Origin of the sequence: Paenibacillus sp., assembly GCF_035645195.1 — a bacterium.
Taxonomy (GTDB): domain Bacteria; phylum Bacillota; class Bacilli; order Paenibacillales; family YIM-B00363; genus Paenibacillus_AE.
On the sequence record NZ_DASQNA010000004.1, the window covers coordinates 23,571 to 47,253 of the forward strand.

The 23,683-nt window shown below is 55.3% G+C and carries 18 protein-coding genes; 17 read left to right on the forward strand and 1 reads right to left on the reverse strand.

All coding sequences use genetic code 11. The annotated features are described in order from the left end of the window. The 6 genes from VE009_RS00460 to VE009_RS00485 all read left to right on the forward strand — a co-directional run bounded on the left by VE009_RS00460 (position 1) and on the right by VE009_RS00485 (position 9,752). Positions 1-951 carry an aldo/keto reductase gene (locus VE009_RS00460; protein WP_325005411.1) on the forward strand — a complete coding sequence of 317 codons (951 nt, stop codon included), beginning with the start codon at positions 1-3 and terminating at the stop codon, positions 949-951. Between the two features lie 78 nt (positions 952-1,029). After that, a complete protein-coding gene (locus tag VE009_RS00465; RefSeq protein ID WP_325005412.1) occupies positions 1,030-2,841 on the forward strand; it encodes a sensor histidine kinase in 1,812 nt (603 codons plus the stop codon). Continuing rightward, positions 2,838-4,319 (forward strand): response regulator transcription factor, encoded by a 1,482-nt coding sequence (locus VE009_RS00470; RefSeq protein ID WP_325005413.1) that lies wholly within the window; start codon positions 2,838-2,840, stop codon positions 4,317-4,319. The genes VE009_RS00465 and VE009_RS00470 overlap by 4 nt, the downstream gene beginning before the upstream one ends. A gap of 1 nt (position 4,320) precedes the next feature. Then, positions 4,321-5,859, forward strand: a complete 1,539-nt coding sequence (locus tag VE009_RS00475; RefSeq protein WP_325005414.1) for an alpha-L-arabinofuranosidase C-terminal domain-containing protein — start codon at positions 4,321-4,323, stop codon at positions 5,857-5,859. Positions 5,860-6,235: 376 nt separating this feature from the next. Next, complete coding sequence (locus VE009_RS00480; protein WP_325005415.1) at positions 6,236-8,941, forward strand: UxaA family hydrolase; 2,706 nt, start codon at positions 6,236-6,238, stop codon at positions 8,939-8,941. 52 nt (positions 8,942-8,993) lie between these two features. Then, positions 8,994-9,752, forward strand: a complete 759-nt coding sequence (locus VE009_RS00485) for a 3-oxoacyl-ACP reductase family protein (RefSeq protein WP_325005416.1) — start codon at positions 8,994-8,996, stop codon at positions 9,750-9,752. Positions 9,753-9,955: 203 nt separating this feature from the next. Here VE009_RS00485 and VE009_RS00490 read toward each other — a convergent pair whose 3' ends face one another. Then, positions 9,956-11,128, reverse strand: a complete 1,173-nt coding sequence (locus VE009_RS00490) for an ROK family transcriptional regulator (RefSeq protein ID WP_325005417.1) — start codon at positions 11,126-11,128, stop codon at positions 9,956-9,958. Positions 11,129-11,608: 480 nt separating this feature from the next. Between VE009_RS00490 and VE009_RS00495 the strand changes: the two genes are divergently transcribed. The 11 genes from VE009_RS00495 (at position 11,609) to VE009_RS00545 (ending at position 23,676) form a co-directional block, all read left to right on the forward strand. Beyond that, on the forward strand, positions 11,609-12,070 hold the full coding sequence (locus VE009_RS00495; RefSeq protein WP_325005418.1) for a YdcF family protein: 462 nt from the start codon (positions 11,609-11,611) through the stop codon (positions 12,068-12,070). 123 nt (positions 12,071-12,193) lie between these two features. After that, positions 12,194-13,666: an ABC transporter substrate-binding protein gene (locus tag VE009_RS00500; RefSeq protein WP_325005448.1), complete on the forward strand. Its 1,473-nt coding sequence runs from the start codon at positions 12,194-12,196 to the stop codon at positions 13,664-13,666. Positions 13,667-13,786: 120 nt separating this feature from the next. Continuing rightward, a complete protein-coding gene (locus tag VE009_RS00505; RefSeq protein ID WP_325005419.1) occupies positions 13,787-14,674 on the forward strand; it encodes a sugar ABC transporter permease in 888 nt (295 codons plus the stop codon). A 21-nt stretch (positions 14,675-14,695) separates the two neighbouring features. After that, entirely contained in the window at positions 14,696-15,532 is an 837-nt protein-coding gene (locus VE009_RS00510) for a carbohydrate ABC transporter permease (protein WP_325005420.1), read from the forward strand. Beyond that, positions 15,529-16,644, forward strand: a complete 1,116-nt coding sequence (locus VE009_RS00515; RefSeq protein ID WP_325005421.1) for an SGNH/GDSL hydrolase family protein — start codon at positions 15,529-15,531, stop codon at positions 16,642-16,644. The genes VE009_RS00510 and VE009_RS00515 overlap by 4 nt, the downstream gene beginning before the upstream one ends. 653 nt (positions 16,645-17,297) lie before the next feature. Continuing rightward, a complete protein-coding gene (locus tag VE009_RS00520; RefSeq protein WP_414694750.1) occupies positions 17,298-18,218 on the forward strand; it encodes an ABC transporter permease in 921 nt (306 codons plus the stop codon). 41 nt (positions 18,219-18,259) lie between these two features. Next, positions 18,260-19,135 (forward strand): carbohydrate ABC transporter permease, encoded by an 876-nt coding sequence (locus VE009_RS00525; RefSeq protein ID WP_325005422.1) that lies wholly within the window; start codon positions 18,260-18,262, stop codon positions 19,133-19,135. Between the two features lie 32 nt (positions 19,136-19,167). Further along, positions 19,168-19,989: a hypothetical protein gene (locus tag VE009_RS00530; protein WP_325005423.1), complete on the forward strand. Its 822-nt coding sequence runs from the start codon at positions 19,168-19,170 to the stop codon at positions 19,987-19,989. A gap of 13 nt (positions 19,990-20,002) precedes the next feature. Next, positions 20,003-21,571, forward strand: a complete 1,569-nt coding sequence (locus tag VE009_RS00535) for an extracellular solute-binding protein (protein ID WP_325005424.1) — start codon at positions 20,003-20,005, stop codon at positions 21,569-21,571. 26 nt (positions 21,572-21,597) lie between these two features. Beyond that, positions 21,598-22,509, forward strand: a complete 912-nt coding sequence (locus VE009_RS00540; protein ID WP_325005425.1) for a hypothetical protein — start codon at positions 21,598-21,600, stop codon at positions 22,507-22,509. Positions 22,510-22,590: 81 nt separating this feature from the next. After that, positions 22,591-23,676 carry a mandelate racemase/muconate lactonizing enzyme family protein gene (locus VE009_RS00545; RefSeq protein WP_325005426.1) on the forward strand — a complete coding sequence of 362 codons (1,086 nt, stop codon included), beginning with the start codon at positions 22,591-22,593 and terminating at the stop codon, positions 23,674-23,676. The last annotated feature ends 7 nt before the right edge of the window (positions 23,677-23,683 follow it).

A 23,683-nucleotide genomic window follows, 5' to 3' on the forward strand; every position in this document is an offset into this window, starting at 1 on the left:
ATGACAGAATTGAACAAGCGGCGTCTTGGCCGAACGGGTTTGATGGTAACGGAGCTCGGGCTTGGTGGATTTCAGTTTACCGGCGAATTCGGGGTGCCGCGCGCGGTCGCGTTCGACATTATGGACCTAGCGTTCCGGAGCGGGATCAACTTTGTGGACAGTGCCCCGATGTACGGCTTCGGGGAGAGCGAGGAGCTGGTCGGCAGGGGGACGGAGAAGGCCGGCGGACAGATTTACATCTCTACGAAGGTGGGCTGGCTTGACCGTACGATTGTTCGAAATCTTGGCGACGAGGCGTACCGCGACGAAGCGGCGATTCGCCGCGTGGTAGAGCACAGCATGCGGCTGCTTGGGCGCAGCTACCTTGACATCGTCATGGTTCACGAGCCCGAGTGGAAGCAGTGGGGGCTCGACCCGGATACGGGCGACGGCGTCATCCTGACGACGCTGGAGCGCCTGAAGAAAGAAGGCGTAATTGGCGCGATCGGGATGGGGGGCGGCCATCTCGACGTCATGACGCGCCTCGCGGAGACGGGGCGGTTTGACGTACTGCTTACGTTCATGCACTACGACCTCGCGGTGCAGGATGCGAAAGAGCGGCTGCTGCCGGCCGCGAAGAAGCACGACATGGGCGTCATTCTCGGAGGACCGTTCCGCCAAGGAGCGCTCGCGGTGAAGCAGGAGGCGCGAATTGCGGAGATGCGCCGGACGGGCGAATATCCGTGGGGGTTCAACGAAGAAGTGGTTCGCAAGATTGACCATATTTACAAGCTCGCGGACGAAACGGGGATTCCGCTGGCGGAAATGGGGGTTCGTTATCTGTTGAGCGATCCGCAGGTAAGCACGGTCATTCCGGGACCGCGTAAGGTCGAAGAGTTGGAGTCGAACCTGGAAGCCGCGCGGAAGGGGCCGCTTCCGGAGGACGTGTTGGAACAAATTCGGAAGATATAATACGAATCGCGTCGTTCCCCTAGGAAAACCTCCCCGGGGGACGGCGCGAATCGTTCGTTGAAAGGAAGGAGCCGCGGCATGAAGGGATTTAAGATCGTTCTGAACCTGCTGCTGTATCAACCCTCAATTATCCGAACGATCTTTTATAGCTATTTGTTGTGCAGCTTATTCCTCTTCACGACGCTTGGGTTCGTCGTCGTTCGGGATTCGACAAGCCAGCTGACGAAACAAATCTTCGATTCCGCAAACAGGACGATGGAACAGATGTCCAAAATCATGGAGGTCACGTTCCGGGAAGCGCAGCAGCCGCTCATTAAGCTTGCGCTCGACCCGGCCGTCATCGAAGCGATGACGATCCGTTCGCCGTCGCCGGCAAGGCAGCTGTATCTGGATCGGAGCATCGCCGATATCGCGTCGAGCATTAATATTTATAAGCCGATGATCAGCGATATTCTCATTCTCGGGAAGAACGGGTACGTCAACAATTTGGATAATCGGTTTTCTTTGAAATGGGACTATCCATTCCTTGAGCAGTCCTGGGTAAAAACCTCGTTCGCAGACGCCCCAAGGGGGATCATCAGCCTGGGGCAGTACGACCAAGATTTTTACAACGACAATTACAAATCCAAAGCAGGGCTAAAGACGATCGGTATGGCCTATCATGTGTACGATCCCGACGGCAACGTGTTAGGTTCCGTCATCTGTAACTTCGATTTGAAGAACTTGTTCGATATGATGAGCATGAAGTTATACGATCGGGACCAAGTCGTGTTCGTGATCGATCAGGAAGGCGCCATTGTCGTCCATCACGACCTCAACATGCTGGGGAGAGGGACGGATCCGGCTGTGTTGTCTAACATCCGGGAAGGCCGGAACGGTCACTTCACGGCAAGCGTCGAGGGCGTGGAACACTTGTTTATCTATCAGCAATCCTCCTTCTTCGACTGGTATATGCTGCTGAGCCTTCCGATGTCGGAGATTCTCGGACCGTCGGTCCATCTAAAGTCGCATTTGTACAAAATGATCTTGGCAAGCACGGTCATTCTGCTGCTCCTGTCGTTGTTAATCGCCCTCCGCATATGGCAGCCGGTACATCGGTTGCTGAAGGCGATCGATCAAATCGAGACGCAGACATTAACGTTCAAAACAGTTTCGATCCCATATTGGGAGTTGAACCGGATCCAGGATAAATTCAAAAGCCTGCTGAAGCGAATCGACGTTCTGGTCGTTCAAAATTACGCATCGGAACTGGCATTGAAGAACACGACGCTGCAGGTGCTTCAATCGCAAATCAACCCGCACTTCATGTTCAATACGTTGCAGATGCTCCAAACCGAGATCATGTTCGGCGATAAGCATGAATCGTCCAACATCGTACTCTCGCTAAGCAAGCTTCTGCGCTATTCCATGAACACCGATCAGGGCATGGCGACGCTGCGGGAGGAAGCAGATTATCTGCAAGATTATATTCGGATTGCCTCCGCGAAACTCATCCACCAACTCTCGTTCCGCATTCGGCTTCCGGAGGAGCTAGATCAGGTTCCTCTTCCGAAACTGACGCTTCAGCCGTTCGTCGAGAATTGTTTGAAACACGGCTTTCCTCCCCAAGCGGAAGGAGCCGAAATTAAGCTAAGGGCCGTACGTACGGCAGAAGGCGTACTAATCCGCATTCGGGACAATGGCAGGGGCATCCCTCCCGCGGAGCTAAGGACATTAAACGAGCGATTGGCAAAAGCCGAACCGTCCGATCAGATTGGCATGAACAACGCCGTCAGCCGGTTGAAGCTATGTTACGGAAGTGAAGCGAGATGTTTCGTTCGGTCCAAACCCGACGGATATACTTCGGTTTTCATTTTCGTGCCATACCATGAGGGGGCGCTTCTACGATGAAACTGTTGATCGCCGACGACTCTGTTTCGATTCATACTTTCATAACGAAATCTTTCGATTGGGGAAAGCTCGGTATCGAAGCGATCGAACACGCTTACGACGGGGAGGAGACGATCCGCCGCGTCCGGGAGGGACATCCGGATTTGCTGATTTTGGACATCGAGATGCCTTACCGCACAGGGATTGAGGTGTTGGAGACGACGCATGGCCAGACCGTCGCGCCGCACACCGTAATTTTAAGCGCATACGACAAATTTCAGTACGCACGGGAAGCGATGAAATACGGGGCTAAGCAGTATTTATTAAAACCGATCGATCCGAATCAGTTGGTGGAAGCGTTACAAAGCATGGTCGACCTCGTTAAACAAAAGGCGCGTACGAATCTGAAACAAAAAATTCCCGCCCTTCTCCCGGAAAGAACGTTCCTTGTCGAACAGGTGGAGGACGAAATCAAGAAATCACTGCGCATTCTGCGGTTCCGTCATCACGCAACGGCGCTGATCGGCGGAGTGACAGGGCTTGCGAAGCGACTCCAAGATTGCCCGGCTTACAGAGAACTGCGGGACCGCCTCCTCGTCTTTCCCGTCGACGATTCGCAGTGTTTCATCGTATTCGACGCGGAGATGCGATCGAAGGAAGTCCTGCTTCGACTGGGGACGCGCCTTCGCGAGGAACTCGCTCCGGAGGCGGGGGAGCAAGAACGGCTTACGATCGGATGGAGCGCATTCGATGCGCCGGGCGTCGGGGAATCCCTGCAGCAGTCGAACGACGCTTACTTGCGGGGGTATTACGAAGGAAGCGGTGTTTTCTTCCACGATCCGTTATATTTCGCGAGAGAGGATGACCCGGACTTTGCGCTAAGGTGGAAACGGCGGCTGTTCGATGCGCTCGAGCAGCGATATTCGGAGGCGGTCGTGAAAAATATGATCGACGAAATGTTCGCGTCCCTCCTCTCGCATAAGGCGAAACCGAGCCGCGTTCGCGCCTGGTGCGAGGAATGGCTGTACGAGATGGCTAGCGTCGCCTGCGCCGGCAGGGGGCATGGCCCTCGAACCGCATGGAACGACCCGGGAACGAGCCTGAAGGAAACGAAGCGCCGATTCAAGGAAAGCTTGCTCTCCCTCTTTCCAGGTCGAACGCCGAGCTCCTCGGAGATGATCCAGCTAATTAAAAAGTACATCGATAACAACCCGGGCGATGTGCTCAATCTAGAGGCGCTTTCAGAAAAATTTCACATGAACAAATTCGTAATCAGTCGAATGTTCAAGTCGGAGATCGGCGAAAACTTCTGGGGCTACGTCACGAAGGTCCGCATCGAGCGGGCGCAGGCATTGCTAGAAAATACCGACATGAAAATGGTCCAAATCGCCACGAGCCTCGGCTTCCAAGAGGAAAGCCATTTTAGTAACGTGTTTAAAAAATATACGGGCTGCAGCCCGAAGGAGTATCGAATCGCGAGAAAGAACGACAGCCAATAAAATGGAACTGATGAAAGGGACGATTTCCATGGAAAAGTTCGCGATCAACTCGAAACGCGTGTTGTCCGTTCGGGACTTTAACATTTACGGACATTTCTTGGAGCATTTCCACAACCAAATTTACGGCGGGGTGTTCGATCCGTCCTCATCGTTCGCTGACGAATATGGGATACGTAAAGACGTCGTCGACGCGCTTCGGCGTATCCGGCCCCCGGTATTGCGTTGGCCGGGCGGCTGCTTCGTTTCCGCTTACCACTGGCAGGACGGGGTCGGACCGGATAGGCAGCCGAGCTTTGACAAGGCTTGGCGCGTGGAGGATTCAAATGCGTTCGGCACGGATGAGTTCATCCGATTGTGCCGGAGCTTGGACACGGAGCCCTATATTTGCACGAACGCCGGCACCGGCACGCCCGAGGAGATGAGCGACTGGGTCGAGTACTGCAATCTGCCTTCCGAAGGAAAATACGCGAAGCGCCGCATTGCGAACGGTCATCCCGAACCGCACAGGGTCAAATATTGGAGCATCGGCAATGAAAATTATCTTCCCGGCGAGATGGGGGCGAAGACGGCGGCGGAGTGGGGCTACTTCGTCCGTGAATCCGCGAAAATGATGAAGCGGGTCGACCCTTCAATCCAGGTGCTCGCCGCCAGCGTCAAGGATATCGACTGGAACGCGACACTGCTCCGCCAAGCCGGTCCGTTCCTAGATTGGATCTCCATCCACGGCTATTGGGATTGGCTCTGGCAAAACAATAACCTCTCTCCTTACGAGAAGTGCATGACTTATACGTTGGAAATCGAACGGGATATCTTAGTTGTGAAACATATCCTCGGGGCGTTCGGCTATTTGGGAAAAATCCGAATCGCCTTCGATGAATGGAATTTGCGTGGTTGGCACCATCCCCACGTCAATTCGGCCACCGAGGATTACGTAACGCCGAGAAATTTGAATGACGTCAACTCCAGTTATACGATGGCGGACGCCGTTTTCAGCGCATGCTTCTTGAACCAATGCCTCCGCCACAGCGACGTCGTCGGCATGGCCAACTTCGCTCCTACGGTCAATACGCGTGGCGCGGTATTTGCGCATAAGGACGGTATCGTTCTGCGTTCGACATACTTCGTATTCGACCTGTATGTGAACCTGATGGGGGATGAAGTCATCGACTGCTGGAACGAGCGATCCGACTCCTCCTTCGAGGCGCAAAATCGGGATGGCGTGACTGTGCACGTTCCTTCGCTGGATGTCGTTGCCACGCGTAAATCCGACACCGGGGAACTCGCGGTATCGATCGTGAACCGCAATCCGGAGGCGGCCGTGCCGATCGAGTTGTCCTTTGCGGGGCTCGGGACGTCCGGAGCGTTGACCGCCGCCTTGCATACGTTGAACGGGCCTACTAAGGACGCTTACAACGACATCGATCGTCCCGATGATGTCAAAGTTACGAAGGAGACATTGGTCGTTGCGGATCGGAACAGCATCGAACTTTTGATCCAACCGCATTCTGTAAATGTATTGTTGATTGCGGGGCAGTCTTGAACTGATATGCTCCCCTATCGATAGACAGGTGAAATAATCGCGAAGGCAGCCTATATCGGGCGCCTTCGTTTTTTTCTTGATGTATTGGGAGGGTCACAATATATTGAGAATCATATCTCCAAAGAAATATCAATGGATGAACTATCGCAAGAGGTATATTTGCATCCGGATTATCTTGCAAGAACAAGCCTCCGGAGGAAATCGCTTTGGGATGTAGGGTATCGAAAATGACGGAAACATACAGCTATCGCGTTCACCCGGATGTTCGAGAAGGGCGGAAAATTGATCGCAAGTTCCTGCAATAAATAAAGGGGATCTTGGTATTTCTTATGATACAATAGGTGTAGCCATTTCATTAAAGGAGATGCGTACATAGATGCCTGCGTCTTTTGACTTTGACGAGGTAGGCCGACTCCCCTTGCCGGGGGACAACGTCGCCGTCGCCGTCCGCCGGATGGACGCCGGAACGGTCATTCATTATCAGGATCAAGTTCTTACTTTAGATTATACCGTCATGGAGGGGCATCGATTTGCGGTGAAGGCGATCGCTCCGGGCGAACCTTTGCTTTCATGGGAGCTGCCCTTCGGTACGGCGATCCGGCCGATTCAGCCCGGCAATTATGTAATCAATCACATGGTTTTGGAAGCGCTTAAAGTTCGACAACTAGATTTTTCTCTGCCGGCGGCGCCCAACTTTGACGATGAGGTTCCGCCTTTCGTTTTGGACGAGGCAAACTTTCAACCGGCCCCGGCGACGCCAGTATATCCGGAAACCCGCACCTTCCAAGGCTACCGGCGAAGTCCGTCACGCGGAGTCGGCACACGCAACATGATCGTCTTGCTTGGCACATCCTCCGTTACGGGCAGCTTTGTTAAGCAGCTGGCCGCCCGGCTGCAGGGAGAGTTGGCGCATTTTCCGAAAATAGACGGGATCGTCCCCGTAGCTCATACCGAGGGCGGGACCGAGCAGCCGAACAATCTGGAGCTGTTGCTGCGCACGTTAGCCGGATTCATTGTGAATCCGAATGTAGGTGCAGTTCTGATTGCAGATCATGGCGCCGAGCCTGTGACCAACCAAATGCTAGAAGCTTATATGCGCGAGCACCATTATCCGGTCGACGAGGTGCTGCACCGTTTCCTATCGATCCAAGACGGGTTTATGACGAATCTGGCCAGAGGTGAAGAAATCGTTAGAGAGTGGCTGCCGATCGTCAACAGCTTTGAACGGACGCCGGAATCCCTGGCCCATCTTAAGATCGGTCTGCAATGCGGAGGCTCGGACGCTTTCTCCGGCATTTCCGCGAATCCGCTGCTCGGCTGGGTCGTGCAGGAGCTTGTTCGGTACGGCGGGGCCGCGAATTTGGCGGAAACCGACGAATTGATCGGCGCCGAGCCCTATATCCTTAAGAAGGTCCGTGACATGGAGACCGCCCGGAAATTTCTGAATCTCGTCGAACAATTCAAAACGCGCGCGGCTTGGCACGGCGCCAACGCGGAAGGGAACCCGTCCGGCGGCAATAAATACCGCGGTCTTTATAACATTTATTTAAAATCTATCGGCGCCGCCATGAAGAAGGATCCGGCCACACGCCTTGATTATGCGATTCAATACGGGGAGCTCATGAAGGAGCCTGGTTTTTATTTCATGGACAGCCCGGGGAACGACCTGGAAAGCATTGCCGGCCAGGTGGCTGCTGGGTGTAACTTGATTTACTTCGCAACGGGCAACGGCTCGATCACCAACTTTCCGTACGTGCCGACCATTAAAGTCGTGACGACGACGCAAAGATATCAACTGTTGGAAAAGGATATGGACATTAATGCCGGCCAATATCTAGACGGGATCTCTATGGATGAGCTGGGCAAGCAAGCCTTCGAATTGACGTTGCAAATCGCCTCCGGCCAGCGCAGCGTCGGCGAGAAGGCGGGCCATGCTCAGGTGCAGATTTGGCGCAACTGGCGGCAAAACGATGGAAGCCGGCTGGATTTGCTGCTTAACGCTCCCCAACCAACGGGGGAGCCGATTCCAATTCGTAAGGATACAGCAGAGGCTACTGTCAACGCTCGCTTCGCATGTATCCGGGATCAAAACCGATTGGCAACCGATCAAATCGGCCTCATTCTTCCCACCAGTCTTTGCTCCGGTCAGGTGGCGAATATGATTGCGCGGCGGCTGAACCATCAAGGTCTTGGACAGCCCGATCTTTCGCGTTTTGTGGCGTTGGCTCATACGGAAGGATGCGGAATTTCGGATGGCCGACAAGAGCAGCGGATTTTTTCCAGGACCATGATCGGTTATATCACCCACCCGTCGGTGAAGTATTGTCTCCTGCTGGAGCATGGCTGCGAGAAGACGCATAACGACTACATGCGGCATGAGATGGAGGAGCTCGGGATCGACCACAACCGTCTCGGCTTTGCCAGCATTCAACTGGACGGCGGAATCGAGAAGGTCGTGCAGAAAGTGGAGAGATGGTTTGCCGATCGATTGTCTGAAACTCCTGCGGCCACGAAGGAAATTGCAGGACTGGAGGCATTACGCATAGGGATCCTAAGTGACGGATCCATTGACGATGCTGCCGGCGAACAGCTGGCGAAATTGACGAGAGCGATCGTCGGCGCCGGCGGTACGGTCGTCATTCCCGAAAACAGCGGGTTGCTTGCAACGAAGGCTTATACGGAGAATGTACTGACCTCGTCTCATGTTTCGCCGTCGCTGTGCTACGGTGAGTCTGCCCGCCGCAGCGGTTTTCACGTCATGGAGACCCCGACGGAGCACTGGGTGGAGACGGTCACGGGGATCGCGGCCACAGGCGTACAGTTAATCATTGCTTTGGTCAATCAACGGACGATGCAGACGCACCCATTCGTTCCCATGCTGCAAGCAGCTTCCGATCCTGCAGTTCAAGCAAGGTACGCCAATGAATTGGATGTTGCCCTGACAGGGAACCCGAACGATTGGACCGAACAGATCTTAGAGTGCTGCAAGAAAGTGATCGAGCGCAGCTATTCTCCGCGACTTTATTTGCAGGGGAACGTCGATTTCCAATTAACGCGTGGGTATCTCGGCGTTTCGCTTTAAGACCAGGCGGAATGTATTCGCTGCCCGCCAAATACGGGAAAGGGGTTTGTCCATGTTTACTTTCGAAGGGAAAGTCGTCTGGGTAACGGGAAGCAGTACGGGGATCGGCAGAGCGGCCGCCCTCGCTTTCGCGAAGCACGGAGCGGATGTCATCGTACACGGAAACAGCAGCGTCGAGCAGGCGAAAGCGACTGCAGCGGAAATCCAAGCCATGGGCCGTCAGGCGATGGTGGTCACCGGTCATGTCGGAAAAAGGGACCAAGTCGCCCGGATGGTACAGGAGATCGGGGAACGTTTCGACCGTTTGGACGTGCTCATGAATAACGCCGGGGCCTTGATTCAAAGAGTGCGATTCGAGCAGTTGGAAGAAGAGCTCTGGGACGAGGTCATGGACGTCAACTTCAAGTCGGTGTTTTTGGTGACGAAAGCCGCGCTGCCGCTAATTAAGAAGTCGGAAAAGGGGCGGATCATCAACGTCACCTCGATCGCGGCACGAAACGGCGGCGGCTTCGGCTCCATCGCTTATGCCGCGTCGAAGGGCGGCGTCAGCACGATGACCCGGGGCTTGGCCAAAGATTTGGTCGTATTCGGCATTACAGTGAATGCCATTTCGCCTGGCGTCATCGCTACGCCGTTCCATGATCGTTTCACCCCTGAAGAGATTCGGGCTAAATCGCTGGCGACGATCCCGATGGGCCGAGAAGGCACGCCGGAAGAGGCAGTTGGCGCGGCGCTGTTTCTCGCGTCCCCTCTCGCCGACTACATCACAGGTGAAATTATCGAAGTAAACGGCGGACAGCTTATGGACTGACAACAGAGAAGCGGACAGCTACGACATGTCAAGCCGGCCTTTACAGCGACATTAATTGCAGACGAACTCCTTTGTTCCAATGGAACTCAGGAGTTCATTTTGTTTTACGGTAAGACGACGCTCGCACGTGTTTAACCACTTTCTCATTGAAAATGTAGGAACGATGCGACGATAACCTGCGTCCCCCCTCGCTTATCCGTAAGTTAAATCCCTAAGACTTCCAGCGGCACGTCGAACACGTGCTTGAGCACGAGCCTGGCAGCCAATAACGTCTCGTCGGGCATCTGATCCAGATGGATCAACTCGACGCCGCGGCTAGTCAGCGGGGTGTTGTTCTTCACCTTCCTCGTAAGGATGGAGAGGATGTCCTCTTGAATCGCGGTAAGTACGCGCCCGGTCAGCAGCACGCGGTCCGGGTTAAAGAACGTTACCAAATTGCTGAGCGCCATGGCGAGAGCATCGACCATTGCAGCGTACATACGCACAATCTCCCCGTCCCCATTGCGGTAAGCGAGAGCAAAGCTGTCCAATGTGTGACCCGTCGTTACCCGGAGTCCGCTGATCGAAAGCAGCGTCGTTAGGCAGCCTGATCCGCCGCATAAACAAGGGTGGGCGTCCCGTCCGGTGAACGCTTTCACATGACCGAATTCGCCGGCTACGAACGACGAACCGGTGATGAGCCGCTTCCCTGATACGATCGCGCCGCCGATGCCGTAATCGAATTTCAACGTAATGTTTTCTGCGGAATCGAAGAGAGAACCGTACATATTCTCGTTAAGCGCGAGCAAATTCGCATCGTTTTCTAGATAAACTGGCATACCGAACATCTTCTCTAGCGTCGCCTTGACGGGGATTCTTTCGAACCCGATCCCGGGCGTACGGAGCAACACGCCTTCTCGGGAATCCGCCAGTCCCTGCACGCTGATCCCGATTCCTCTCGTCCGGGATATGTCAGGCGCTTGCTGCAGCAGTTCTTCGACAACCTCGCTAAGCAGTTGAAGCAGGTGATCCGGGCCGCGGTATTTCTCAGTGCGACGTTCCGTGCTACAAAGAATTTCGGGGCGGAAATCGCACAACGAGCCACGAATGTATTTGCCCGCGAGTTCGATGCCGATGACGTAGAAGTCCTTGGCGTTCACGGAAAGTTGAACGCGTTTCCTGCCGCTTCCCGCTTCCTGGGGCAGATGCTCCCCCTCGGAGACGACGCCTTCCTCTAGCAGTCTGTTGACGATATTGGTGACGGTCTGTTGACTCAAGCCCGTCTTCTGCGCCAACTCGACGCGTGAGATGGCACCGCACGTATAAATCAATTGAAGAACCTTCTGTTGATTGATCGTTTTAAGAAGCTTGTGGCTCGTGTCTTTTTGAGCTGGCAAGGCGGTGACCCCGCTGTTCCGTTGGAGTATAGTCAACTTTTCCGAATAATAAACAAGTTTGATTTATTAATTATAAGGAATATCCAAGGAATTGGGAAGAAGTTGGCTTGCTTCAGGAATGAATATATTGTAAACGAGACTAATAGCTCACCTGAGAGAAGCATTGTCCGAGAACCGGCCTCTCATGACAGCTTTACAATCAAATAACATATCGGCGTGAAGGAGATTCCATAACGAGATCGAATATTTCCTATTAATATATCGAATTGATTAAAAAATATACCTAGTTTTCTTCAGAGGCTGGCAGTAACCGTTGATCTCTTATGCAATATATCAAAATACATCAAAGGAATGTGAGCGGAAATGTGGTTCTTCAATTGGTTGTTGAACTTGATCATTGGATTGTTACTCGTTGCCGCGGCGTATTTTGGTTGGATGCATTCGATAAGAAGGGAGAGGGGCTCCTGCGATGCGCTCATCGTGTTGGGCCAACGTACGGAAAACGGGGAAATCGGAGCTCTGCTCCAGGAGCGCTTGGACACCGCAGTGCGACTGTTCGGGCAGCACCGCTACCGATGCATCATCGTATCCGGCGGCGCCGTAGGCTGCGAGAGGAGCGAGGCGGAGATCATGCGGGAGTATCTGATCCAGCAAGGCGTACCGCCGAACAAAATCGTGTCGGAAGCGCAATCTCGCAATACTGTGCAAAACATCGCGTATTGCCGCACCCTCCTTCGACAAGCGAACCTGGCTTCATGCGTGATCGTATCCAACTCATTCCACCTTCGGAGGATGAAATACATTGCGGACAAGCTGAACGTGAGCGCCGGGGTTTATGCCGATCGCAGTTTGCAAAGCATCCTATTCAAGCAGTGGAGGCTGACCTTCGAAGAAATTCGGGCGTTCCGTCTCTCTCTTCCCTGGATCGAGAAGCTGCGATGAAGGACGCGTCCTTTACAAAACCTTCATCCAACCATGACAAGCCCATAACAAAAGTGGGGTACACTTACGTTGTTATAAAATCAATTGAATTTATTAATTGGAGGTCGAATCGTTTTGGCTTACATGAACAAGATCGGGTTTCGGAACGTGCTAGCCGTCAGTTTGGTTGCGGCTATGGGCGTGCTCGCCGCATGCGGCGGCGGTACTACAGGGGAAGGGTCCAAGCAAACACCTTCCGAAGAACCGACCAACACAGGTTCCCCGGAAGCCGCAGCGCAGCCGGAGGTATATGAAAACGGGTTGCCTAAGGACGAGAAGGTAACCTTGAAAGTCGGCTTCTTCGTAGGCGGCTACGGGCGCGATTGGTTCGATCATGCCGTCGAATCTTTCACGGAGAAATATCCGAACGTAACTTTCGACATTACGGCTTCCCCGGACCTGAAAAACCTCCTCTCTACGAAAATTTCCGCAGGAGACGACGAAGATATGTTCGACCTCTTCAACACCGCTCCTCCGGGCGGCGTAGTGTCGCTTGCGGAAGCGGGCAAACTCGAGGAGATGGGCGATCTCTGGGATTATCCGCTGCCGGACGTTCCGGGCGAGAAGGTAAGAGACCGAATGCTGCCGGGGATGTACGAATCCACTCCTTTGATCGACGGGAAGATGTATGAATTCACGACGGCGAGCAGCTTCGGCGGCTTGTTCTTCAATAAAACGCTATTCGAGGAGAACGGTTGGAATCAAAATCCGAAAACCTGGACCGAATTCGAGTCGCTTCTGGCGGAAATCAAGGCGGACGGCGTCATCCCGATCACGTTCCCGGGCTTATATCCGAGCTATCACGCCTGGGCGTTCGGTCCCGCGAAGATGTTCGAATTGGCCGATATGAACGGAACCGCGGACGAGTTCATCGGACGTTATAAAACTTACGGGCTGCCAGAGTTTACGAGTCCGGAACAGCTTGAAATGTGGAACCGGATTTACGAACTGGGCAAGAACGGCTATTTCGCGGAGGGCTTGCCGGCCTTGAACCATACGCAGTCGCAGATGCAAGTGATTCAAGGACAAGCGGCGATGGTTTCGACGGGCAGCCACGTCGAGAACGAGATGAAGGAAGCGACGCCGGCGGACTTCCAGTGGGGATATATGGCAGTACCGTTCCGGGACAGCGCGGATCAACAGCTGTGGATTCGAAGCGGCACTTCGAACTTTAACTACATCTGGGCGGCGAAGCCGGAATTGAACAAGAAGTGGGCGAAGGAATTCATTGTATGGACCTTGACGCTTGAAAATCAGCAATTCGCGGCGGAGAAATCCGGAGCGCTGCCGATGCGTAAAGACTTGATCGAGGATCCTGCCAAGACGGCGAACTTGTCCACTTCGGCCCAGTCGATCTTGAAATACATCGGCGACAACGACGCGCACACCTACAAGGCTAGTCGTTCCGTCAGCATCTCGGATCCAAACCTTGCGCAAGCGAACAAGCTGTTGGACGAAAATATCGTGAGATTCGCCTTAGGTTTGCAGGAGCCGAAGCCGATTCTGGAAGAGGCCGAGGAGCTCTTGAAGAAAGCGTTGGAGGCCGAAAACAAGTAAGGATGACGAGCGGGGAGGCATCCTCTCCGCTCTTATTTTATCTAGAGGGGGCTGATCTCGATGGCGGCACCGGCCGAGGCGAACGCAACGCGCTCCCAAGGGAGAAGAATAGGACTGGATATGGCAAAAACGCAAAAGTGGATTTTTCTAACGATCGCGATCGTGCCGCCCTTCGGCGGGTACTTGGTATTTACGTTGTTTCCGAACCTGTTATCGGTCTATTACTCGCTGCTGGATTGGGACGGATTCACGGACGCCACCTTCGTCGGACTGTCCAATTTCGTTACGGCGTTTCAGGATAAATACGTATGGCGCGCATTAACGCATAATCTTTGGTTTATGCTGACGGTTCCCTTCCTCGTCGTGTTCATCTCGTTAATTCTTGCCTACTTAATTACGAATAAATCCTACCGGGAAAACGGTTTTTTGAAAGTGTTGTTTTTCTTCCCGAACGTGTTATCCACCATCGTCGTCGCCCTGCTCTGGGCATTCATATACGACGGCACCTACGGTCTTCTTAACGGTCTGCTGGGACTCTTCGGCATAGATACAGGCAACTTCTATTGGCTCGGGAACGAGCGAACGGCTTTGGCGGCGATAATACCCGCATGGGTATGGAGCGGGGTAGGCTTATACGTCATTATTTTCGCGAATGCGATGCTGGCGATCCCCAAATCGTTGTACGAAGCGGCGATTCTGGAGGGCGCCGGGCATATGGACCGATTGTTTCGGATTACGATGCCGTTGGTGATGCCCGTCGTCCGCGTGGGCATCTTGTTCTTGGTCGTCGGAACTTTAAAGAGCTTCGAAATCATCTTGATTCTTACGAACGGGGGCCCGTTCGGTTCGACGGACGTCATCGGCTTGTATATGTTTAATCTTGCGTTCGGCGACGAGTATCGAAACTACGGCTATGCATCCGCGGTCGGGATGATCTTATTCGTGATCTTAGTAAGCGCGAAGCTCATCACGGATAAACTTTTTCCGAATAAGGGCGTTGAGTTCTAAATAGTAAAAGGAGGGGTCGCGTTGAAAGAAAAACACACTTGGCTGGACGCGCTCTGGCGGTTGCTGTTGTATATATGGGCGCTGACGATCGTGTTTCCCCTATGTTGGGTGCTCTACGAGTCGCTCAAAACAAACCCCGAGTTTTACCAAAACATCTGGGCGCTGCCGAAGGAACTGAATTGGCAAAATTACGCGGACGCTTGGACGGATTACGGGTTCGGGAAATCGTTGTTGAATACCTTATATTATGTAGGGGGGACGCTCGTCGTCAGCCTCTTCTTCACGACGATCAATGCATACGCGCTGACGCGGATGGAGTTCAAAGGCAGAAAACTGATCTGGAGCCTGATCATGCTGAGCTTGTTTTTGCCAGGCGTGAACGCGCTCGTCCCGCAGTACGTCGTGATGAGGGAGCTCGGGCTGACAAACAGCATCCCGGGATTGATCTTGCTTTCTGGGTTGGGGGAGAGTGTATTCTACCTCATGCTGCTCGGCGGGTTTATGCGTTCCCTGCCGAAAGAATTAGAAGAGAGCGCCATAATGGACGGCGCTACATTATTTCAGAAATTCTGGCGCGTCATCGTTCCGCTGTCTACCCCGGGGATCGTGACGGTCGCCGTATTCAAGTTTCTCGGGTATTACAACAATTTCATGGGGCCGTTCATTTACTTGAGCGATCCGGATAAATATCCAATCGCGGTGCAGATGTACTCGGCCAATAAGCAAATGGAGTTTACGGCCGACTGGGTTACCCTGTTCGCGGGCGTCGGGATCACGATGGTGCCGTCGATTCTCATCTATATTCTGTTCCAGCGACTGCTCATGGAAGGGGCGACGATGGGGGCGGTGAAAGGATGAGCCGAGAATTAAAACGCAAAAACGAATTGGATCCGCTCGTTGCCGCACCGGTCGAGACGGTCGACGACGTCGGCGTGAAGTGGATGTCCCCGCTGTCCCCTCCTTTCCGTATCGCAGGTTTTCCATGGATCGGGAAGGAAGGCATCTATCGCAGACTGCCCTCCAACCCCGGCGTGAGATTGCCGCGAGCGGTCGACACGTTGGCCGATTGCACGGCGGGGGGGCAGATCCGGTTCCGCACGGACTCCTCCCGGCTGCTCATCAAGGTGCGCCTGGCGGGAACGGCGAGCATGTACCATATGACCGCCGCGGGTCAATGCGGCTTCGACTGTTACGTCGCCGAGCCCGGGAAGCCGCTGCGGTACCTCTCGACGGCTAGATTTCACAGGGATGGCATGGCATACTCGGATCAGCTTTACAAGTGGGGAGATAAGCGGACGATGGACGTCGTCATTAATTTCCCGCTATACCAAGGCGTTAAGGAGGTTTGGATCGGCGTCGACGAGGCGGCTTCGGTCGGGGAACCTCCGCCGTACGCTTGCGACAAACCGATCGTCATCTACGGCACTTCCGTTACGCAGGGAGGCTGCGCCTCGCGGCCGGGCATGGCGTATCCCAACATTCTTAGCCGTATGATTCCGCTCCCTTTCGTAAACCTTGGGTTCTCGGGGAGCGGGAAGGGGGAACCGGAGGTCGCCAAGCTTATCGCGGATATCGAAGATCCAGCGCTCTACGTGCTGGACTACGAAGGGAATACGGGAGCGCCCGAAAATATTGCAGGCAGTCTTCCCGTTTTTGTCCAATTGCTTAGGGAGCGTCATCCGAACGTTCCGATTCTCGTCGTCTCCAGAATTCGTAATAGCGTAGATCTATTCTACGAGGACAAGCGCGAATTGTCCGAAGCCCGCAGGCGCATTCAACGCGAATACGTGATGTCGAGGCGAGCGGGCGGGGATTCCCAAATTCATTTTCTCGACGGTTCTGCTCTCCTCGGGGAGGAATACGCAGAAGAATGCACGGTCGACGGCAAGCACCCGACGGACCTTGGCTTCATGCGGATCGCGCAGGCGCTGAAGCCTGCGATCGAAAAGCTGGTCGGCCTTAAATCTTAGAGTTTCCGACCTTTCGGTCGATTTCATCTTTCCCAGGAGTAGTCTGTCTGAACGCAATGTCTTTTGTTTTGCCCAATTCGTGATGTAAAGATGAGGAGTCAGCCATTGGCGGCTCCTTTTTTATTGACTCGTAGTAAAACGACAAAATTTTGGTGGTAAAACCATGCTCTTCGACGGACGAAGGGGCTCCGTGCGACTTTGGCGCCATATGTTCTGAGACCAGATCCGCCCGCCACATGCCGTAATGATAAACTTAGCACGATCACCGATGCTGACACCGGTCGGCGACATCAGTGAATCCCTTGAGCGGCTGAAAGGGAAATACGGATCAGCGATGAATCTTGCCGTTCTCCCGCTCGGTCCCCTTACGATCCCCGACGCCGACGACTAAAGAAGAATAGAGGGTTCCGTTCCGGCAGGATTTCTCATGATTATCCGGCGGATCTCTAATGATTATCGAGCGCGATCGCTCGGGACCGACGTGTGGCGCGGCGGGAGTTTTGGAAACGGATACATTTTGGCTCTCTGCGGATTGTATTCGGTTACAACACCTAATGCTATGATTCATCGTAACAGCGGAACGCGGCTGTAATCATACGGAAGGGAAGGTGAAGCGATTGAGAACGACGTCGACGATCCAAAGGGGAGGACAGCTGACCGCGGGCACAGGGGATTCCTTAAAGAAACGAATGATCAAAAACCGCTGGCTGTACTACATGTTGGCGCCCGGTGTCCTGTACTTCATTATCTTCAAGTATGTCCCGATGTGGGGCGTGCTGATCGCGTTCCAGGATTTCTCCCCGTTTCGTGGATTTTGGAGCAGCGACTGGGTCGGCGTCGAGCATTTCCGAACGTTCTTCGGCGAGCCTCAGTTTTGGTTATTGTTCCGCAACACGTTTATTTTAGCGCTATATAACATCTTGTTCTTCTTCCCGCTGCCCATCGTCATCGCGCTGCTATTGAACGAGCTGCGCAGCGAGGCGTACAAACGAACGATCCAAAGCTTAATCTACATTCCTCATTTTCTCTCTTGGGTCGTCGTCGTCGGTCTCGCATACATCCTGTTTACGACCGAAGGGGGCATCGTCAACGAGCTGATCGCTCGGCTCGGCGGCGAGAAAGTCAATTTCCTGCTTAGCAACAGCTGGTTCCGGACGATGGTCGTCGGGGAAATGATCTGGAAGGAGACCGGTTGGGGCACGATCCTGTTCCTGGCCGCATTGGCCGGGGTCGATCCGCAATTGTACGAAGCCGCCCGCATGGACGGCGCCGGACGTTGGAAGCAGATGGTGCACGTCACCCTTCCGGCGATCCGGAGCACGATCGTCGTGCTTCTTATCTTGCGGCTCGGCTCGTTCTTGGATCTCGGATTCGAACAAATCTTCCTCATGCTGAACCCGATGAACCGGGAGGTCGGCGAAGTATTCGAAACGTATGTATACGAACGAGGCATCCAACTCGGCGACTTCAGTTACTCGACGGCGGTCAACCTGTTTAAATCGGTGATCGGGTTCGTGCTGGTGCTGGGAGCGAATTATTTCGCGCGGAAGGTCGGGGAGGAGGGCATCCTCTAGGACGGCGGCGCGGCGAATACGCAGGGAAAGGAGAGGTTCGTATGAGAACGTCGATCGGAAGCAAGCTCTTTGACGCTTTTAACTACACGTTCTTAGGGTTGTACGGATTAGCGACGCTGCTGCCGTTCGTGTACGTCGTCGCGGGTTCGTTCACCTCGCCGCAGGAGTTCATCACCAAGAAGATCGTATTATTTCCCACGCAATTTTCGTTGGAGGGATATAAATACATTTTCTCCACAGAGGTGCTCTTAGGCAGTCTCGGGGTTACGATCTTCATTACGGTCGCCGGCACCGCGATCAATCTGCTGTTCACATGCTTAATGGCGTATCCGCTCGCGAGGAAGGATCTGGACGGTCGACGGATCATCCTGCTCGGGGTCGTCTTCTCGATGCTCTTCAGCGGCGGCATGATTCCTACGTTCTTGGTCGTGAAATCGCTCGGACTGATCAACTCGTACTGGTCGCTGCTGCTGCCCGGGGCGATCAGCGCGTTCAACTTGATCGTACTGAAGAACTTCTTCCAGCAGCTCCCGGAAGGGCTGGAGGAGGCGGCGAAGATCGACGGCTGCAACGACCTTCGCATCCTGTGGCAGATCGTGCTGCCGCTCTCGCTGCCGGCGATTGCCACATTCGCATTGTTTTACGCCGTTAACCACTGGAACTCGTTCTTCCAGGCGATTCTGTATATCAACGACAACTACAAGTGGCCGATTCAAGTTTGGCTGCGGCAGATCGTCATTCTGTCCTCCGGGGGGCTCGGCGACTCCGCCGTCTTCGATTCCAACTATATCGTGCCGCCCGGACAGATCATCAAGATGGCCGTCATCGTCATCTCGACGCTGCCGATTCTGCTCGTATACCCGTTCCTGCAGAAGCATTTTGCGAAAGGTGCCTTGATCGGTTCCGTGAAAGGGTAGAAGGAATCTATTTCCACTTTGGAGGTTGAGACATGGTCATTCAACTGACGCGTACCGCATTGATCGAAGACAGCGCGGCGATTCTGCTCGCGACGGACGACGTGAGCGAAGCATTGGCGGAGGCGGCCGGCGCGCATGCGGCCTTCCTGCAGTTCGGCGCGCTGCGAAGCGCGGACGACGCATTCGCCCTTCCCTACTTGGACCGGTATCGCTTACACTGGGACACATATAAAACGAAGAGAGAGGATGTCGGCTTCCGGTCCGCGCCGCTGGCGACGAAGACCGAAGCGGAGTCCGTCCTGGCGGCGGCGCTCGGCTGGCTCGCGCACCGCGCCGCGGATCGCTGGCTGCCCGCGGCTTCGGAAGAAGCGGAGCTGTGTCGCGACGCGTACCTGTTCCGGGCCCGCTACGCGAAGCCGGACGCGAAGCTCGACGCCGCCGCGCTGGTTGAGTTGTTCGAAGTGCTGAAGCAGCGGTACTTCATCGAGATGCACACGTTCAAGCCGGACAGCGACGACATCGAAGGTTGGTTCGACGCGCTGTATGCCGGCATGCAGGCATGGGACGCCTACATGGGCCGCTTCGCGAAGGCGGTCGCGGAGCCCGACGCGGACGGGGAACGGCGGCATGTCCTCGAGGAGAATTTCTACCGGGCGGACGACGCGATCGTGGCGCTGGCGAACACGCTGCGAAGCGGCGGGACGGCGACGGCCGAGGAACGCGAGGCGGCGCTTGCCGCAGAACCGGTAAGCCGATACGGGCAAGCGCTGCGGGCGGCCGTCGGCAGCTTGCAGCAGGCGAACGCGTTCTTCGCTCGCCGCGTCGACGAACTGACCTTGGAAGCATCCAATTAAGGAGGGATCGGGGATGGCGAAGATGTGGAACGCGAATGCAATGAAATGGTCTGTCGCAGGAATGTCGCTGGCGATCGCGCTTGCAGGCTGCAACGGCGGAGGGACGGCGCCCGTCGCGAAGGAGAACGATACGGGTACGCCGGCGGGGACGGATACGCCAGCGGCGGCGGACAAACCGTTCGTCATTACCATGATGAACTTGTCCGTGTTGGCCGAACCGCCGAAGGAGAACGATCCGGTGATCGCCGAGGTCGAGAAGCTGACGAACACGGACCTTCAAATTCAATGGGTGCCGAACGGCACCTACGACGAGAAGTTTAACGCGACGATCGCGTCTGGTCAGATGCCGATGGTCATCCTCACGTCCGTCACCCCGTTCAACTCCAATTTGAAGGGCGCCATGCGCGACGGGTATTTCTGGGAACTTGGCCCGTACCTGAAAGAATTCCCGAATCTCGAGAAGGCGCTCAATCCGCAAGTGTTGAAGAACACGGCGGTCGGCGGCAAGACGTACGGCCTGAACCGCGCGCGTTCGCTGGTCGGAGACGGCATGATTTACCGCACGGATTGGTTGAACAATTTGGGACTGAAGCCGCCGACGACGCTCGATGAAATGTACGAAGTCATCAAGGCGTTCGCGACGCAGGACCCCGACGGGAACGGTCAGCACGACACGATCGGTCTCGCCGAGGAGAAGAGCGTCCGCGGATTTAAGTTCATCTTGGCGGCGACCGGCGGCGGGAACGTATGGGAAATCAAGGACGGCAAGATCGTCCCCGCGCACGAAAGCCAGGCGTATATCGACGCGATGAATTGGTACAAACGGCTGTACGACGAGAAGCTGATTAACCAAGACTTCGCGATCACGGAGCGTACCCAGAATATCGACAACGGCAACAAGGGGCTGTTCGGCTTCCGCCTCGGCGACAACGACTTCATCACGCGCCACTCGGAGCTGTTCAAGCTGAACCCGAACGCGGAGCTCGACACGTCGAGCATCCTGAACGGGGCGAACGGCCAGAAGCTGCTCATGGACAACGGATTGTCCGGCAGCTTCCTGATTCCGAAGGAAACCGTCAAGACAGAAGAGGAATTGAAGCGGATTCTGCAATATTTCGATACGCTCTCCACGCCGGAAGGGCAGAACATCTTCGAGTGGGGCATCGAAGGCGTTCACTATACGGTGAAGGACGGCAAGGCGGAACGCACGCCGGAGCAATCCGCGAAGTACGCGGCGGAGGTCATCCACCTGCAGCAGGCGATGCAGATTGCCGACGGCTCCCTCGCCATGGAAGGCACGCTCGACAAATACACGGCTAAGTACAAGAAGGCGAAGAAGGAAGCCGCTGCGATCCCGGACGTCTTCGTCGTGAACCCGGCCGCGGGGTACAATTCCCCGACGTACGACGAGAAGCGCACGGCGCTGGATAAGCTGATTAACGACGCGCGCGTCAAGTACATCATGGGCGAGATCGACGAGGCCGGCTGGAAGGCCGTTCTGGAGAACTGGCACCGCTCCGGCGGGGATCAAGTGCTCGAGGAGCTCAACAAGGAATATCAAGCCGATCCGAACAAGAAGTGACCATTCGATCGAACGGAGGATGAGCCATGTCTGAAAACGTAACGCATACCGCGGTCGTCGAGGATTGTTTCCTCATGATGTTCGCCGGGAATCGGATCTGCGAGGCATTCAAGGAAGCGGGACGCGAGCATATCCGTTTCTCGCAGTACGGCAGCGTCACGCGCTCCGGGGATAAATTCACGGTGCCGCTCCTCGAGAAATACAGAGGCATCTGGGACGAACGCAAGGAGGCGGACCGGTTATCCTTCAAGCTGGCTTACGTCCTGGGGTGGCTGTGCCACCGGGCGGCCGATCGGCAGATGAAAGTCGTCTTCCGGGAGGCGGAGCCGGAATCGAGGGAGTTCCCGACCGATTGCAGTATCTATCACGATGGCTTTATCTACAACAGGCTCTACAAGGGGAACGCGAATACACCGTTCCCGTACCGGGCGGCGCATTTCGAGAACGAGCTGGCAAGCTTGCCGGCCGCGGCGGGGCTTCGCGTCTCCGCGGTCGAGGCGACGGTTCGCTCCGTCTGGCAGCGCTACCTCGTCGGCCTGCACCGGTTCGCCTCGGAGGGCGGTCCGGCCGAGGAATGGATCGATAAGCTGCATGCAAAGCATCAAGAGCATGTCATTCCGCTGCACCGGTACGCGGAGGCGGCGCTGACGCCCGATCCGGTGAAGGTGCAACGGTTTATCGTCGACACGAATTTCTACAACGAAGCAGACACGATTCTGCAGGTGACGGAAGCGCTTCGGCGGGGCGAGGAAGTATCCCCGGAGCGGATCGACGCGGCATACGCAGAGGAGCCGACCAGCCATTACGCGCATGCGGTGCGCATGGGCTACGGATATCTCGTCGCGGCCAGCGATTTCTTCCAAGGCGACATCGACCAAGAGACGCTCAAAGATCGGCTGGACGTCGGGAAGAAGGGCAGAGACGGGTTGGCCGTCTGACGGCGCGGCACATGCCGTGCGTTCGCAGACCGGATCGGCGTTCGCGCCGGTCCGGTACTTCCGCGGTTGGGGGAATGAAGCTTGAAGATTACCGAACTGACGTGTTACTCCGCTAAAGGGTTATTGTATATTAAGCTGGATACCGACGAGGGGATCTCGGGGTTCGGAGAATGCAGTCCGATGCAAATCGAGACGACGCTGCAGCTTCTCCGGAACGTCGTGAAGCCGCAGGTGCTCGGGATGAGTCCCTTCGACGGCGAGAAGATGGAAGAGCGCGTGCTGACGAAGCATTACAAGCTGTCCGGTCAGCTGCTGGCGATGGCGTACAGCGGCGTGGAGATCGCTTGCTGGGACATTCGGGCGAAGGCGGCGAGGCAGCCGCTGTACAATTTGCTCGGAGGATTGTATCGTGCCGAAGTTCCGTTATACGGCTCCAGCATGAGCCGGGATTTGCCGCCGACGGAGGAAGCCGCGAAGCTGCGGGAGATGCTGGATCGGTTCCGGTTCCCGGCGGTCAAAATCAAGGTCGGGCCGCGCATGGGCTCGGGGTTGCCGGTACGCCTCGAAGACGACGCCGCCAAAGTGAAGGCCGTCCGCGAAGCCGTCGGTCCCGACGTGAAGCTGATGGTGGACGGAAATAGTTCGTATTCATACGCTCAGGCCGTTCAACTGTATGATAAAATCAAGGAATACGACATTCATCATTACGAAGAGCCGTGCCCCTATTACGACGTCGAGGCGTATGTCAAACTCGCCGCCTCGCTCCCGGTGCCGATCCATGTCGGCGAGCAAGACTGGAATATATATACGTTCCGGGATTTCATCGCGCGCGGGGCATGCCATATGTACGCGGCGGACCCGATCAAGTGCGGGGGGCTGTCGAACGCCAAGCGGGCCGCGGCGCTGTGCCGGGCGTTCGGCGTCCAATACGTGCCGCATAACACGACGCGCGGCATCGGCTTCGCGGCCGCTTTGCATCTTGCGGCGAGTACCCCGGAATGTTCGGGCTACTACGAATATTCGATCGAGAAAGACAATCTTCGCGAGCAATTCCTTCGCGCGCCGTTCGAGCCGAACGACGGGCGGATCGTAGTGCCGACTGGGGAAGGACTCGGCATCGAGGTCGACGTCGAGAAGATGGAAGCGCTGTTGCAGGTTACCCGATAAGGAAGAG